The following is a 15484-nucleotide window of genomic DNA, read 5'->3' as shown; positions in this document are numbered from 1 at the left end:
GTATTGATAATTGCTCGGGAGAAGGCTTATGGCTAACGCAGCAAAACTTGACAAAAACACCACCGACGAAAAATTTGATGACACCGCAGTAGAAGAAACTGCAGCATTACTTGAAGAGGTTGATAACGAAGAAGAGATATTTGCAAAAGAGGAAGTAACTAAAAACCTTGATGCAACCCAACTTTATTTAGGAGAAATTGGTTTTTCTCCCCTACTTAGCGCTGAAGAAGAAGTCTTTTTTGCCCGCAAATCGCTACGTGGATGTGAAGCATCTCGCAAGCGTATGATTGAAAGTAACCTACGTTTAGTTGTAAAAATTGCCCGCCGTTATAACAACCGAGGATTAGCACTTCTAGATTTAATTGAAGAAGGTAACCTAGGTTTAATTCGCGCTGTTGAAAAGTTTGACCCAGAGCGCGGTTTTAGATTTTCGACTTATGCAACGTGGTGGATACGCCAAACAATTGAACGCGCCATTATGAATCAAACGCGCACAATTCGCCTGCCAATACATGTAGTTAAAGAATTAAATGTTTACTTGCGTACAGCACGCGAGCTGACACAAAAGCTAGACCATGAGCCAACTGCTGAAGAAATTGCTGAAAGCCTAGGTAGACCCGTAGAAGACGTAACTAAAATGCTACGCTTAAACGAGAAAATTGCCTCAGTTGATATGCCAATTGGCGGTGAGAACGACAGCGCACTGTTAGACATTATTGCCGATGAAAAAAGCGCAGGCCCTGAGGGCGAAGTTCAAAACAACGATATTAACAAACATATTGTTGATTGGTTAGGTGAGTTAAACCCTAAACAACGTGAAGTATTAGCGCGTCGCTTTGGTTTACTTGGCTATGAGCCATCAACACTTGAAGATGTTGGCCGTGAAATTGGTTTAACGCGAGAGCGCGTAAGACAAATTCAGGTAGAAGCATTACGTCGTTTAAAAGATATTTTACAACAAGAAGGGTTAAGCACAGAAAGTTTGTTTGACCAGTTCTCGTAACTCCCTTTTATACTGTCTATGTGTTTAAAAGCTGAAGGATAAAACCTTCAGCTTTTTTTATGTCTTACGACCCCCAAGAAATACTATTTACAGTGTTATCAGCCTCTTAACCACCGCTCAAGTTACCTATATTTAAAGTAGTGCTTTTAATTTATAAAGAAGTTCGTGTGCTTGACGCGGCGATAGGTTATCAGGGTCAATGGCACCGAGCTGCTCCTCAACTTCAGAAGGCTCAGGCGCAGGTAACTCATTAGCAAATGAAAACGCCTGCTGCTCAGCATTAGGCGCTGTTACACTTTGGTGGTTTTCGAGCAGTTTAAGCTTTTGTTTTGCTTGGGCTATCACGGCTTTAGGCACGCCGGCAAGCGCTGCGACCTGTAAGCCAAAGCTTTTACTTGCTGCACCATCAAGCACAGTATGCATAAATGCAATGGTGTCGTTGTGCTCTATGGCATCTAAGTGCACATTCACCAGCCCAGTTTTTTGCTCAGCAAGTTCCGTTAATTCAAAGTAGTGCGTAGCAAATAATGTTTTAGCAGATATTTTTTGTGCCAGATGATCAGCCGTTGCATAAGCAAGTGACAAGCCATCGTAGGTACTGGTGCCTCTGCCTATTTCATCCATTAATACCAAAGATTGCGCAGTTGCATTATTTAATATTGTGGCAGTTTCGGTCATTTCTACCATAAAAGTAGAGCGGCCAGAGGCTAAATCGTCGCTTGCACCAATGCGAGTAAATATACGGTCAATATTACCAATTTTTGCACTATCAGCAGGGACATAACAGCCAATATGTGCCATCAATACGATAAGTGCTGTTTGGCGCATATAGGTTGATTTACCACCCATGTTTGGACCGGTAATAATCAACATTTTACGCTGGCTATTTAGCTCCACAGGGTTGGCAATAAAAGGTTCTTTCATTACTTGCTCTACCACGGGGTGGCGACCTTGTTTAATACTTATATTGTCATCATCGCATAGCTGTGGTTTAGCATAGTTAAGCGTTTGTGCTCGCTCTGCTAAGTTATTCAATACATCTAAATCAGCTAATGCGCCAGCCATCATTTGAAGCTGTTCAATATGCGGGGCTATAAACTCAAATAGCTCTTCATATAATTGTTTTTCAAGCGCAAGAGCTTTTGATTGGCTGCCAAGCACTTTGTCTTCGTGCTCTTTTAATTCAGGTATTATGTAGCGTTCATTATTTTTAAGCGTTTGGCGGCGAATATAATCAGCAGGTACTAAGTGTGAATTTGCACGACTTACCTCGATAAAAAAGCCATGCACCTTGTTATAGCCAATTTTTAATGTGCTGATCCCGGTGCGCTCGCGCTCTCTAAGCTCTAGTTGCTCAAGTATATCGGTAGCGCCTTTACTCAAGTTTCGCCATTCATCGAGTTCGCTGTTGTAGCCTGGTGCAATAACGCCCCCATCGCGAATTAGTACCGGTGGGTTATCAATAACAGCACGCTCAAGTAAAGCTTGTAGTTCAGGCAGCTCTGGAGAATGGCGAACAATGCTCGCGATACGCTCATCATTAGCATCGTTTAATAAAGCATGCAGTGGTGCGAGTGCTTGTAGGGCACTGCGCAGTCGGGTTAAATCGCGCGGGCGTGCAGTGCATAAAGCAAGTCGTGCTATTACGCGCTCTATATCACCAATTTCTTTTAATGAGTCGTGTAACTCGCCATATAATTGCACATCTAAAATAGCGCTAATGGCATTTAAACGTGAGTTAAGCTCATTTTTATTACGCACCGGTGTATGAATGCGGCGTTTAAGTAAACGCGACCCCATGGCCGTGGCGGTTTTATCAAGTACCTGCGCTAAGGTGTTTTCAAAGCCGCCCGATAAATTAACGGTTAGTTCTAAATTTTTGCGCGTTGCCGCATCTAATATAACTGCGTGCTCGTTATGCTCAAGCGTAATAGCGCGAATGTGAGGGAGCGCAATACGTTGTGTATCTTTTACGTATTGCATTAAACAACCCGCAGCGACCAAAGCAGCATGCGCTTTATCTACACCAAAACCAACTAAATCTTTGGTGCCAAACTGCTCGCACAGTAAGTGTTGCGCGGTGTCTAGGTCAAACTCCCACTCAGGGCGTCGGCGTGCCCCTTTTATATGCTCAATTAAATGTGTGTTTTCAAAGCTTTCACAGTATAAAAGCTCAGCGGGTGCTAAGCGCTGTAAGGTTGAAGTAAATGCTTCGTCGGTGTTAACTTCAACTACGTTGAAGCGCCCTGAATTTATATCAAGGTAGGCAATACCGTATAGCCCTTTTTTATTTTGCCATACGCTAGTGAGTAAGTTATCTTGGCGTTCTTGCAATAGCGCTTCATCTGAAATAGTACCCGGAGTAACGATACGTACGACTTTGCGCTCTACTGGCCCTTTACTGGTTGCAGGATCGCCAACTTGCTCACATATAGCAACCGATTCGCCCATTTGCACTAAACGAGCTAAATAGTTTTCTACTGCATGATAAGGGACACCCGCCATAGGGATAGGATCGCCGCCGGCTTTACCACGATGCGTTTGCGAAATATCGAGTAGTTGGGCCGCGCGTTTAGCGTCGTCAAAAAAGAGTTCATAAAAATCCCCCATACGATAAAACAATAAAATATCGCGATGCTCTGATTTTATTTTTAGATACTGCTGCATCATAGGGGTTTGTTGTTTTATAGTGTGCGGTGCATAAAGATCAAACGACATGTATTTACCCAAAGGCTGAATATGGAATTACATCAAGAGATTAAAACACTTGCTGCGCAATTGGGCGTTATTTTAACGGATAAACGCTTATGGATCACTACCGCTGAATCATGTACTGGTGGCGGAGTGAGTTATGCGCTTACAGATACGCCAGGTAGCTCAGGTTATTTGGGCCGCGCATTTGTTACTTATAGTAATGAAGCTAAGCATGAACTGCTTAATGTGGCCAATACTACGCTAGAGCAATTTGGTGCGGTGAGTGAGCAAACAGTAAAAGAGATGGCTTTTGGTGCCGCAAGCGTTGCCAAAGCTGATGTTGCAGTGGCAATTTCGGGCATTGCAGGGCCAGGTGGCGCTACGTCCGATAAACCAGTTGGCTTTGTGTGGTTTTGCATACAAATTGCCAATGAACAATTTACGTTTAAGCAAATATTCAACGGCGATAGAGCGCAAGTTAGAATGCAAGCTATTGAATTTGCATTGAAAAGAACTATCGAGAAGATAAAGTTATAAATTTCACTTGATACTGTGATTTCATACAGTATACTTGTTCGCATTAGCCGGATTTGGAGAACAGAATGAACGATAATAAACAAAAAGCGCTGGACGCTGCACTATCACAAATTGAGCGTCAATTTGGTAAGGGATCAATTATGAAACTGGGCGATAACAAAGCCCTAAATATTGATGCTGTATCTACAGGCTCACTTGGGATTGATATTGCTTTAGGCATAGGCGGTTTGCCTATGGGGCGTATTGTTGAAGTGTATGGCCCTGAGTCTTCAGGTAAAACAACGCTTACTTTGCAAGTTATCGCGCAGGCTCAAAAAGAAGGCAAAACATGTGCCTTTGTTGATGCTGAGCATGCTCTTGATCCGGTATACGCACAAAAATTAGGTGTTAACATTGATGAGCTGTTAGTTTCTCAGCCTGATACCGGTGAGCAAGCACTAGAAATTTGTGACATGTTAGTACGTTCAAGTGCTGTAGATGTTGTTATTGTCGATTCTGTTGCAGCGCTTACACCAAAAGCTGAAATTGAAGGCGACATGGGCGACTCGCACATGGGCTTACAAGCACGTTTAATGTCGCAAGCACTACGTAAGCTTACAGGTAATATTAAACGCTCAAATACGCTATGTATTTTCATTAACCAAATTCGTATGAAAATTGGTGTAATGTTTGGTAACCCTGAAACAACAACAGGTGGTAATGCACTTAAGTTTTACGCATCAGTGCGTATTGATATTCGTCGTATTGGCTCTGTTAAAGAAGGCGATGAGGTAGTCGGTAACGAAACCCGCGTTAAAGTAGTTAAAAACAAAGTTGCACCACCGTTTAAACAAGCTGAATTCATCATTATGTATGGTGAAGGTATTTCTAAACAAGGTGAGTTAATTGATTTAGGTGTTAAGCACAAAATTGTTGAAAAAGCAGGTGCTTGGTACAGCTACAACGGCAATAAAGTAGGCCAAGGTAAATCAAACTCTATTAAGTTTTTGAAAGAAAACGTAGAAATTGCAGATGAAATTGAAGGTAAGTTACGTGATATGTTGCTATTAAAAGCAACGGTTGAGCCAGAAGATGGCGAAGACGTATTAGGCGCTGAGTCTGACCTTTAAGTGTAAACGTTCTCTAAGCTTGATTTGACCCGAGCTTTAAAAGGCGCTAACCAGCAGTGGTTAGCGCCTTTTTGTGTTTAAAGCACGCTAAAACTATAACCTTACAGGCTTTAATAGATGCAGTTTAAATAGCGCTTAGCCATATTTATAGTGAGGCTGGCTAACAAGTACGCTTTTTAATTGAGGCGCGTAATAAAAGCATGGTATTGCAAATACTTTGCATAAGGTAGATAGCGCAAGGAGGGTGATAAGCGTTTTAACTTAAATGGGCTGAAAGCAAAAACGGCACTAAAAAGTGCCGTTTAAATTTAAAAGCCGTACTTTAAAAAAGCGACTTATAGCTGCCAGTTTACAGATAGCGCGTAGTTACGCGGCGCACCGTAATAACCTTGAGCCCAGTATAGGCTGTGTAGGTATTTTTCATCCGTGGTGTTATTGACGTTAAAAGTAACCCCAACGTTTTCTGTAATTTTGTAGTTAGCCATTAAATCAAGAATACCGTAAGCATCTTGGTTCGTGGTTGTTACATATACTCTAGGCTCAACATTTTCATTATATTGGTCACGAGCTGTAGAGTCTTGCCAGCGGTAGTTTGCACCAAATGTCAAGCCTTCAACAAATGGTACTTGGTAAGTTGCAGCCAGTTTTAGCTGATTCTCTGGTGTGTAATCTTCAACTAAATCATCACCATCAATACTTAAATTACTAAAGCTGATGCTTGCACTTAAATCGTCGGTTACTTTACCACTTAGCTCAATTTCAAAACCGTCACTGTTAATACCATCAGCGGCGTAGTAACGAGAATTTGGTGCTGTGTTTGCTATTTCAACGGCAAGTCCTTCCTGTTTTGCATCAAAGTATGCAAAGGTGACAAATACTTGATCGTCTAAAAGCTGTGCTTTTAAACCAATTTCGCTACTTTTACCTGTTATTGGTGCAAGCTGCTCATTGTTGATATCTAGTTCTTTTTGCGGCACAAACGTTTCAGTGTAACTTGCATAAGCTGAAAATGATTCATTGAAATCGTATACAGCTCCAACATACGGAATAACTTCACTGTCGTTACGTGTTTGTTCTACACCATAAGCACTACCAGAAGTTTCCCAATCAGTGTAACGCACACCGGCTAGTACGCTTAATGGTTCACCTAACTTTATACGTGTAGATATATAAGCTGATTGTTGCTTATTTTTTATGTCACTGCCACTTAAGGCATCAACAAGTGTTGCCTCAGGCGCTACACCATCCCATGTGTCAAGTGATGGCATTGCAGGAAAGCCGTTGCCCGTGGTGTAATCGAAAAGCGACTGCTCATTGTAATCCATTTTTGCTTGGCTAACACCAAATGACAGGTCGTGTTCTTGGCCAAATAAATCAAATTTACCGCTGGCGTATAAATCAAATAAATCGTGCTTATCTTCGTAGTCGTAACGGCTTGCGTAACCTGTTAAACCAAGGCCAGTTTCGCTATCTGGCGTACCGAATACGTAAAATAGTTCTGAGTCTTGCTCGTTTTCTATATGTGCGTAACGCGCTGTTGCAACCCACGTAGCCGATAGGTTTTGCTCAAGTGTTACATATACTTGCTCTGCGCTGTTATCCCAGTAAGACCAATCAGATGCCGTACTTGTAGAGGCGTCGTAGTTTGTTGCTGTGCCATCGGTGTAATAAAGAGGGAGTGCGCCCCAAAGTGGGCTATCGGCATCTTTTTGTTGGTTAACATAGTTGATGCTTAATGTTGTGTCGTCGGTTAGCTTGCCTTCGTAAGCAAGATAAGCAATTGTTTTATCTGTTTCGTAACGATCTAGGTATGACTCCGCTTTTTGCTTGGTAAATACGGCGCGCACAGCGTGGTCGTCGTTAATTGGCGTTGAAACATCTACTTCTAAACGCTTGTTGTTCCATGAACCATACGATGCAGATGCATGCGCTTGAGTTATGTAAGTTGGTTTTTTTAATACCATATTTACGGTTGCAGATGGGTTACCTGCGCCAGTCATCAGGCCGTTTGCACCACGTACAATTTCTACACGGTCGTAAATAGACGTATCTAAAGTGCCTTGAATAGAGCCTGAGCTTTGTGGGATGCCTAAACCATCAACCTGAAAGTTTGTTATTTCAAAGCCACGGGCTTTAAAATAAGTACGGTCAGTTTCTATTTGTTCTACAGTTACACCGGGGGTGCTCTCTAGCACTGAGTTAATATCATCTAGTGAAAAATCATCCATTAAAGCGCGAGAAACAACAGAAATACTTTGTGGGGTTTCTTTGATTGTTAGGCCTAATTTTGTAGCAGATTGCGCATCTTCTGTGATGTAGTTTTTATGGTGCTGGCCATACACTGCTATTTTTTCTAATGAGTCATCTGTATTTGTTGTAGTTTCTTGTGCAAATGCATGACCAGATAAAACAAGTGAAGTAATAAAGCTTAGCTTAGATAAACGCAAAATTTGTTGGGACGACATGTGTTTTTCCAATAGGTTCAAAAAAGAAGTGCATAACATAATCTAAATGAGAGTGATTTTCAATAACATGCTTGTAGTTTGTGCAAAATAATTAATAGTTATCCGAAATTGTGGGAATTTAGTGGATTTTAGCAACTAAATAGCCGCTTAGTTTAGCGCTAAGGTAATATTCCTTAATCGCAAAGAGGGTGCTATTTCTGTGCAAACTTTTATCTGAGCTCTTCCAAATGCTGCTATTTAAGCTTATTTAAGCGCTAACCGTGTTTAATTTACTGAAAATCTCAGACAAAAAAGCATTCTTAAATACCATTACTATCACAATACTATTAAACCTTTTAAACAAAGTTCAAGTTGTATAGCTAAAAAAAGCGGCCTAAGCCGCTTTATTGTGATCACTATGTTTAATTAAAAATTGTATTTTACAGAAAATTGTAAGCGCTCTAAATCACCGTCAATACCACTTTCTGTTTCGCGCTCGGCATGTTTAAACTCTGCACCAAATGTTAAACGCTTAACCGGTGAGTATAAAATGTTTGCACTAAAGCTTTGGCTTGATTCAACAGGGTCACCTGATATTGTTAATAGATCGGTGTTGTTGTCAGCACTAAAGAAAGAATATAAGAAGGTTGAGCGCCACTGGCTTGTCCATTTATGCTGATAAGCAACAAAACCAGATGTTGAGTCTATTGCATCAAGCTCATCGCCATTAAGCACTGCACCATGGGCAACATTTAAGCCCACGTAACGGCCAAGGCCTTTACCTTGAGTAAGCATAAATTTAAGGTAATCTTCGCCAAAATTTACACGGCCCGAAGCGCTAATACCAAACGAGGTTTCATCAGCGTCAACATCGCCTACCTTATAAGTAAGTTGGCGAGCAAGTGCTGCAACTACAAAGTTACCCCAATCGGCATTGTGTGTGTAGCGCGCAGTAAAATCAGGAAGTGACGCATCATCTGTTTCTACACGTGCGCCACCTTGAGTGGTAATTGTGCTTTCTGGGTTTTCTAGTGAGAACGACCAAGCACCGGTTGTGTACTTAATTTGCGTTTGGCGAACAAAAACAGTGCCTTCAGCAGGGCCTACAAAATCAAGTGTTTCTGCAAGTGCACCCACGTTTTGAAAGTTTGACCATGTTTGTCCAAATAACCAGCCATCGTAAGTTACAAATGCATGGCGAATACGTGGTGCATAAGAGTTTGATACGCGCTCGTTACCGCCAGGGGCCGATGCTAAAAAGTCTAACTCAATTTTAGTTTTAACTGTTTTACCGTTATCCATTAACGTTGACGTACCAAAGTTAAAACGTGACTCACGTGCATGCATATCAAATACGGCATCCGAATCATCGTCATCGCCTACTGGCAGTGTGCTTGGTACGTAAAAATCACGCCCTACATTTGAGCCATCAGGAGCGCCTGCAGAGTAATCACTCCACATTGTATCTAGCTTAATGTATCCGCCGTAAGTAAATTCGGTGTTACCTACTTTAGCTGCAGTTGCCGCATAAGCTGTGCTTGTTAAAGCACATAATACAGCACTCGCTGCAAGAGTTTTTAATGGGGTAAATTTCATTGTGGTGTCCTTTAAAGGCTACTTGTTGTTTGTTGCTTTTTAAACGTTCAAATGTATTACTTGCTACAGGTATTACTTACGAATAAAAATTTATTTATCTTGCATCACGCTACGAGTTCGTTAAATAAGTGTTTAACTTGCATGGCTGCATCATTATTTTAATGTCCGAAAACCACTTTTAAATATGTGCAAAATTTACTCAATTACCTATTGGTCTATAAGACGAAGGTTTAAGAGTAATTCAATGGCCACTTACTTATATTTAACATACTGTATTTCTATGTAAAAAAGTCATGAGCGGCGAGATTATAAACCACAAAATGTTAATTAGAAGGGTTGTACAACTAAGGTCTAATACTTAATAAAGTACTGCTGAGTAATCCTTTAATCATGGCAAGTTATTAAAATGGAGACTGAGATGTCACAAAGTATCTATCCTGTTCCTGCACATATTGAAAAAACGACGTTAGTTGATAACGAAAAATATAATACACTCTACAAACAGTCGATTGATGACCCACAAGGGTTTTGGCGTGAACATGGCCAGCGCTTAGATTGGTTTACTCCGTATACCAAAGTAAAAAACACCTCATTTGATAAAGGCCATATCGATATAAAATGGTACGAAGATGGAGTTTTAAATGCCTCTTATAACTGTATTGACCGCCATTTAAAAACCAAAGCCGATAAAGTTGCGCTTATTTGGGAAGGAGACAACCCAAACCAAAGTGAAAACATTACCTACCAACAATTACATGATGAAGTGGCACGCTTTGCTAATGGTTTAAAAAAACTGGGCGTACAAAAAGGTGACCGAGTTGCTATTTATATGCCGATGACGCCGCAAGCAATTTACGCCATGCAGGCCTGTGCACGTATTGGTGCTATTCACTCGGTTGTATTTGGTGGTTTTTCTCCCTCTGCCATTGCAGATCGAATTAAAGACTCTGGCGCTAAAGTGGTGATCACATCCGATGAAGGCCGCCGAGCTGGTAATTGTGTTCCTTTAAAAGCGAATGTTGATGAAGCCGTAGCACAAGAGTTGGTGACAAGCATTGAACACGTTATTGTACATCAGCTAACCGGTGGCGAAGTTGATTGGAACGAGCACGATATTTGGTGGCATGAGCTTGTAGCCGACCAACCGGCGCAGTGCGAACCGGAGCCAATGAATGCAGAAGATCCACTCTTTATTTTATATACTTCGGGCTCTACCGGCCAACCAAAAGGGGTTGTGCATACTACAGGGGGTTACTTAGTTTACTCATCAATGACCCACGAATACGTATTTGATTTACAAGAGGACGACGTATATTGGTGTAGCGCCGATGTAGGTTGGATCACCGGCCACAGCTATATTGCTTATGGCCCACTGGTTAATGGCTGTACGCAAGTGGTATTTGAAGGCGTGCCGACCTACCCAACCGCAGGGCGTATGGGGGAGGTGATTGATAAGCACGGCGTAACCATTTTATACACTGCACCAACCGCTATTCGAGCGTTAATGGCTAAAGGCGATGAGCCAACCGCGTCATCTAATCGTCAAAGTTTACGCATTTTAGGCTCGGTGGGTGAACCCATCAACCCTGAAGCATGGACGTGGTATTACGAAAATATTGGTAATGCTAATTGCCCAATCGTAGATACGTGGTGGCAAACCGAAACGGGCGGCATTATGATCACCCCACTGCCTGGTGCCACCCAAACTAAGCCAGGTTCAGCAACGCATCCGTTTTTTGGTATTGCGCCGGCTCTATTTGATGCAGAGGGTAATACACTAGAAGGTGCCGTTGACGGTAATTTAGTGATATTAGATAGCTGGCCTTCACAAGCGCGTACTGTTTATGGCGACCACGAACGTTTTGAACAAACCTATTTTAGTGCTTACCCCGGTGTTTACTTTACAGGTGACGGCTGTCGTCGTGATGAAGATGGCTATTACTGGATCACAGGGCGTGTTGATGACGTGCTTAATGTATCAGGGCATCGTTTAGGCACCGCTGAAATAGAAAGCGCGCTGGTTGCTCACGAAGCTGTAGCAGAGGCCGCCGTAGTAGGTTATCCGCATGATATTAAAGGCCAAGGTATTTATGTTTACATTACGCCAAATGAGGGCGTTACTGTAAGTGATGAGCTGACAACTCAAGTCCGTAATTGGGTACGTAAAGAACTAAGTCCAATAGCTTCCCCTGATATGATTCAATGGTCGCCAGGCCTACCAAAAACGCGTTCAGGTAAGATTATGCGTCGAATTTTACGTAAAATAGCCGCAAATGAACACCAACAGCTAGGGGATACATCAACACTTGCAGACCCAACCGTGGTAGATGAGCTCATAGAAAATCGATTAAATCGTTAAATGCGCGTTAAAAACTTGATTACAAGTTGATTCTAAACGTAGTATATCGGCTGTCAGTAAGTACTTTATACCTTATTGGCAGCCGAATTTATTAGGAGCGAACCATGAGTCAGTTTTTAATAGCGGATGATCATCCGTTATTTCGCGAGGCACTAAAAGGAGCATTAAGTGCTAAGTTTGACGATTTAGAGGTATTTGAATCATCAGATTTTGACAGCACACTGCAAGTACTTAGCGAACAAGAAGATCTTGATATATTACTGCTAGATTTACACATGCCAGGTAATGGCGATTTATATGGCCTGATCCGCATTCGCGAAGACTACCCAAGCTTACCCATTGCGGTTGTCTCAGGAAGTGAAGACATAAACATTGTGTCTAAGGTAATGGGTTATGGCGCAATGGGCTTTATTCCTAAGTCATCATCTTCAGATGATATTGCTAATGCTATAAACCAAATACTAGAAGGCGATACGTGGCTTCCAAAAGAGTTAAAGAATAAAGTAGCCGAAATAGAAGGAGAAGACAGAGAAATTGCCGCGCAGGTTGCATCGTTAACGCCGCAGCAATATCGTGTATTGCAATACCTTCATGAAGGGTTACTAAACAAACAAATAGCGTACGAACTACATATTTCTGAGGCAACAGTCAAAGCACACATTACCGCAATTTTTAGAAAACTTGGCGTTTATAACCGTACTCAAGCCGTTCTTATTGCAGCTAAACTACAACTAGAACCAATAGAGCAAGCTTAAAATATTAAAAGCGCTAAAATATGTTTATCGTTAGGCAAAGCCGTGCCTAGCTAATGAGCTTATTGCCAGTTAATAGGTGATAAGCGCTTACAAATACCAGATATTCGCTGCTCTGGGTGATATGGCAAGACTGAATAAACTTCAATCCACAAAAGCCAATACACTCAAGCAGCGCTTTTTAAACTTAAAACCTACACGTCATTTACCTTTTATACATGATCTCTTTTGCAAACAATGCTAGGTTAGCGCAATTTTGTAATTTATAGAGCCAAGTATGACAGACTCCACACACTCACCTAATAATCAACCTAAAGACAATAACGGCTTATTTAATCGCTTTTTAGCAACCGTTGAGTTTTTAGGAAATATGCTTCCTCATCCCATTACTTTATTTGCGATATTTGCGGTTTCAATTGTGCTAATAAGTGGTATTGCCGATTGGTTTGGGCTAAGCGCAATTGACCCAAGACCGATTGGGGCAGCAGGGCGTGCGCCTGATGGAGTAATTGAAGTTGTTAGTTTACTCAGTGCTGAGGGGCTACAGCGTATAATGGCTGGCCTGGTTACTAACTTTACCGGTTTTGCGCCTTTAGGCACTGTATTAGTGGCACTACTTGGGGTAAGTGTTGCAGAGCATTCAGGGTTACTCTCTGCTGCTATGCGTGGCATGGTTATGGGCGCGTCAAAGCGTTTAGTTACCTTTATGGTGGTGTTTGCGGCCATAATGTCTAACACAGCTTCTGAGCTTGGCTATGTGGTGTTAATTCCGCTTGCAGCCATGATATTTCATAGTTTGGGGCGCCACCCTTTAGCTGGCTTAGCGGCTGCATTTGCCGGTGTTTCTGGCGGCTATAGCGCTAATTTACTACTTGGCACAATAGACCCATTATTAGCAGGTATAACTACGCCTGCAGCACAAATGATTGACCCAACGTACGAGGTTGGCGCCGAGGCTAACTGGTATTTCATGATGATATCAGTATTACTTATCGCCGCACTGGGTACACTCGTAACCGAAAAAATAGTAGAGCCGCGTTTAGGTAAATATAACCCCGATGAAGCCAGTATCGACTTGTCACAAAACAATATTGATACACTTACCGCGTTAGAAAAAACCGGTCTAAAATGGGCGGGCGTTGCTCTATTAGTGGTGCTGTCGTTATTTGCTTGGACGATTATTCCTGCCGATGGCATTTTACGCCACCCAGAAACAGGCCAAGTGGCAGGCTCGCCTTTTTTAAAAGGAATAGTCGCAATTATATTTGTAACTTTTAGTGTGCCAGGCTTTGTTTACGGGCGTGTTGTTGGCAGCATGAAAAATGATAAAGACATTATTAACGCAATGAGCAAAAGCATGAGCTCAATGGGTTTATATATAGTATTAGTATTTTTTGCAGCCCAGTTTGTGGCCTTTTTTAAATGGACTAATTTAGGCACTATTTTGGCAATTAATGGTGCAGCACTATTACAAGCGTTAAACCTTACCGGCCCAGAAGTGTTTGTATTGTTTATATTAATGTGTGCAATGGTTAACTTGAGTTTAGGATCGTCATCGGCGCAGTGGGCGATTACAGCCCCTATTTTTGTGCCTATGCTTATGCTTATTGGTTACGCGCCAGAAACCATTCAAGCGGCGTATCGTATTGGTGACTCTGTGACTAACTTAATCACCCCAATGATGAGCTATTTTGGCTTAATTTTAGCTGTAGCAGTTAAATATAAAAAAGACATGGGTATAGGAACGTTAGTGGCCACCATGCTGCCATACAGTATTGTGTTTTTTATCGGTTGGGTCATTTTATTTTACGTATGGGTGTTTGCTTTAGGCTTGCCAGTAGGGCCTGAGTCACCTATTTATTACACACCTTAATGGTGGATGCCAATTTACAATTAATTACGGTGTCGGATCAAACACAGCTACAGCTAATATCTGACTCTAATTAAGCTGTTAGGCATAAAAAAGCCAGCAAAAGGGGAGAGCCCTATTGCTGGCTTTATAGTATGTAAAAAGGGGTCTTATACCACTTAGCTAAATACCACGGTTTTATTACCGTTAATAAATAGTTTGTGTTCAGAAGCTAGTTGTAAGGCTTTACTAAACACGGTTTTTTCTACGTCTTTACCCATTTTAGCCATCATTTCAGCGGTGTTAGCGTGCGTTACGCTGGTAACGTCTTGTAAAATAATAGGGCCTTCATCTAGCTCATTATTTACAAAGTGAGCCGTAGCACCAATAATTTTTACGCCGCGCTCAAATGCTTGATGATACGGTTTAGCGCCAATAAAGGCCGGTAAAAACGAGTGGTGAATATTAATAATTTTGTTCTCAAAGCGACCCACAAACTCAGGACTTAGTATGCGCATGTATTTTGCCAAGCCAATAATGTCAGGGTTATAAGAGGCAATTAAATCACCTACTTTTTCATCATGCTCGGCGCGACTTAGGCCTACGTGCGAAACAACATGAAAAGGCACATCAAAGCCTTTTGCTAATGGCTCTAAATCTGGGTAGTTGGCAATCACAGCTAATACTTCAATATTTAACGCTTGCTCAAACTGTTTAAGTAATACAGACCCTAAGCAATGTGCTTCTTTTGTTGCAAGCAGTACCACTTTAGTTTTTGTATCATCATGTAGAGCAAGTTGTGCACCCTCAGGTAATAAAGCGCGTAATTGCGATAAAAAGTCACTTTGTGGTTCGCCGGTTAGTTCAGTGCGCATAAAAAAGCGCTTGGCGTCTTTATCTACAAATTCGTTATTACGTGTAATATTTAAATTGTGCGCGTGGCAAAGCCCTGTAATTTTGGCAATTAGGCCTACATCGTCGGCACATTGGGTGGTTAGTATATAGCTCATTTTCCTCATTCTTACCCAGTTTATAATTGCTTCATTATTTGGTTTTTAACGCATAAAGCAAGGGGTTTATGCGTAAATTTAGAATTAATCGGTCAAATAGGTATAAATGATTCAATAAAGTGAAGGACAAT

Annotated in this window: 10 protein-coding genes; 6 read left to right on the top strand and 4 right to left on the bottom strand. The window is 41.6% G+C overall.

All coding sequences use genetic code 11. The features are described from left to right. Nucleotides 1-28: 28 nt before the first annotated feature. The gene (gene rpoS, locus PSH50_RS05330) at nt 29-1003 is read left to right on the top strand and encodes an RNA polymerase sigma factor RpoS (RefSeq protein ID WP_024033114.1); all 975 of its coding nucleotides are present in this window, start codon (nt 29-31) and stop codon (nt 1001-1003) included. Between the two features lie 132 nt (nt 1004-1135). On the opposite strand, the gene mutS is transcribed toward rpoS, so the two are convergent. After that, the gene (gene mutS, locus PSH50_RS05325) at nt 1136-3721 is read right to left on the bottom strand and encodes a DNA mismatch repair protein MutS (protein ID WP_248531623.1); all 2586 of its coding nucleotides are present in this window, start codon (nt 3719-3721) and stop codon (nt 1136-1138) included. Nucleotides 3722-3742: 21 nt separating this feature from the next. Between mutS and PSH50_RS05320 the strand changes: the two genes are divergently transcribed. After that, nucleotides 3743-4234 carry a CinA family protein gene (locus PSH50_RS05320; RefSeq protein ID WP_273587461.1) on the top strand — a complete coding sequence of 164 codons (492 nt, stop codon included), beginning with the start codon at nt 3743-3745 and terminating at the stop codon, nt 4232-4234. Nucleotides 4235-4299: 65 nt separating this feature from the next. Continuing rightward, nucleotides 4300-5343 (top strand): recombinase RecA, encoded by a 1044-nt coding sequence (gene recA, locus PSH50_RS05315; RefSeq protein WP_004586193.1) that lies wholly within the window; start codon nt 4300-4302, stop codon nt 5341-5343. Nucleotides 5344-5678: 335 nt separating this feature from the next. Here the strand turns inward: recA and PSH50_RS05310 are convergent, their stop codons facing one another. Both PSH50_RS05310 and PSH50_RS05305 read right to left on the bottom strand, forming a co-directional pair. Beyond that, nucleotides 5679-7808, bottom strand: coding sequence for a TonB-dependent siderophore receptor (locus PSH50_RS05310; protein ID WP_273587462.1), 2130 nt, complete (start codon nt 7806-7808; stop codon nt 5679-5681). Between the two features lie 405 nt (nt 7809-8213). Next, the gene (locus tag PSH50_RS05305; protein ID WP_004586195.1) at nt 8214-9383 is read right to left on the bottom strand and encodes a DcaP family trimeric outer membrane transporter; all 1170 of its coding nucleotides are present in this window, start codon (nt 9381-9383) and stop codon (nt 8214-8216) included. 418 nt (nt 9384-9801) lie between these two features. Here PSH50_RS05305 and acs point away from each other — a divergent pair, with 418 nt between their 5' ends. The 3 genes from acs to PSH50_RS05290 all read left to right on the top strand — a co-directional run bounded on the left by acs (nt 9802) and on the right by PSH50_RS05290 (nt 14367). Beyond that, nucleotides 9802-11742: an acetate--CoA ligase gene (acs, locus tag PSH50_RS05300; RefSeq protein WP_273587463.1), complete on the top strand. Its 1941-nt coding sequence runs from the start codon at nt 9802-9804 to the stop codon at nt 11740-11742. A gap of 104 nt (nt 11743-11846) precedes the next feature. Beyond that, nucleotides 11847-12497 carry a response regulator transcription factor gene (locus PSH50_RS05295; RefSeq protein ID WP_004586197.1) on the top strand — a complete coding sequence of 217 codons (651 nt, stop codon included), beginning with the start codon at nt 11847-11849 and terminating at the stop codon, nt 12495-12497. 274 nt (nt 12498-12771) lie between these two features. After that, the gene (locus PSH50_RS05290) at nt 12772-14367 is read left to right on the top strand and encodes an AbgT family transporter (RefSeq protein ID WP_054982716.1); all 1596 of its coding nucleotides are present in this window, start codon (nt 12772-12774) and stop codon (nt 14365-14367) included. A gap of 155 nt (nt 14368-14522) precedes the next feature. Here the strand turns inward: PSH50_RS05290 and purU are convergent, their stop codons facing one another. Beyond that, nucleotides 14523-15353, bottom strand: coding sequence for a formyltetrahydrofolate deformylase (gene purU, locus PSH50_RS05285; protein WP_024033106.1), 831 nt, complete (start codon nt 15351-15353; stop codon nt 14523-14525). Nucleotides 15354-15484: the final 131 nt, after the last annotated feature.

Origin of the sequence: Pseudoalteromonas sp. Angola-7 (genome assembly GCF_028599255.1) — a bacterium.
Taxonomy (GTDB): Bacteria; Pseudomonadota; Gammaproteobacteria; order Enterobacterales; family Alteromonadaceae; genus Pseudoalteromonas; species Pseudoalteromonas atlantica.
The sequence above is the reverse complement of the archived record's forward strand: the minus strand, read 5'-3'. Positions and strand labels throughout refer to the sequence as shown.

Excerpts from the sequence above, each read along its gene's own strand:
- rpoS (WP_024033114.1), top strand. The coding sequence starts at position 29 with ATGGCTAACGCAGCAAAACTTGACAAAAACACCACCGACGAAAAATTT.
- mutS (WP_248531623.1), bottom strand. The coding sequence starts at position 3,721 with ATGTCGTTTGATCTTTATGCACCGCACACTATAAAACAACAAACCCCT.
- PSH50_RS05320 (WP_273587461.1), top strand. The coding sequence starts at position 3,743 with ATGGAATTACATCAAGAGATTAAAACACTTGCTGCGCAATTGGGCGTT.
- recA (WP_004586193.1), top strand. The coding sequence starts at position 4,300 with ATGAACGATAATAAACAAAAAGCGCTGGACGCTGCACTATCACAAATT.
- PSH50_RS05310 (WP_273587462.1), bottom strand. The coding sequence starts at position 7,808 with ATGTCGTCCCAACAAATTTTGCGTTTATCTAAGCTAAGCTTTATTACT.
- PSH50_RS05305 (WP_004586195.1), bottom strand. The coding sequence starts at position 9,383 with ATGAAATTTACCCCATTAAAAACTCTTGCAGCGAGTGCTGTATTATGT.
- acs (WP_273587463.1), top strand. The coding sequence starts at position 9,802 with ATGTCACAAAGTATCTATCCTGTTCCTGCACATATTGAAAAAACGACG.
- PSH50_RS05295 (WP_004586197.1), top strand. The coding sequence starts at position 11,847 with ATGAGTCAGTTTTTAATAGCGGATGATCATCCGTTATTTCGCGAGGCA.
- PSH50_RS05290 (WP_054982716.1), top strand. The coding sequence starts at position 12,772 with ATGACAGACTCCACACACTCACCTAATAATCAACCTAAAGACAATAAC.
- purU (WP_024033106.1), bottom strand. The coding sequence starts at position 15,353 with ATGAGCTATATACTAACCACCCAATGTGCCGACGATGTAGGCCTAATT.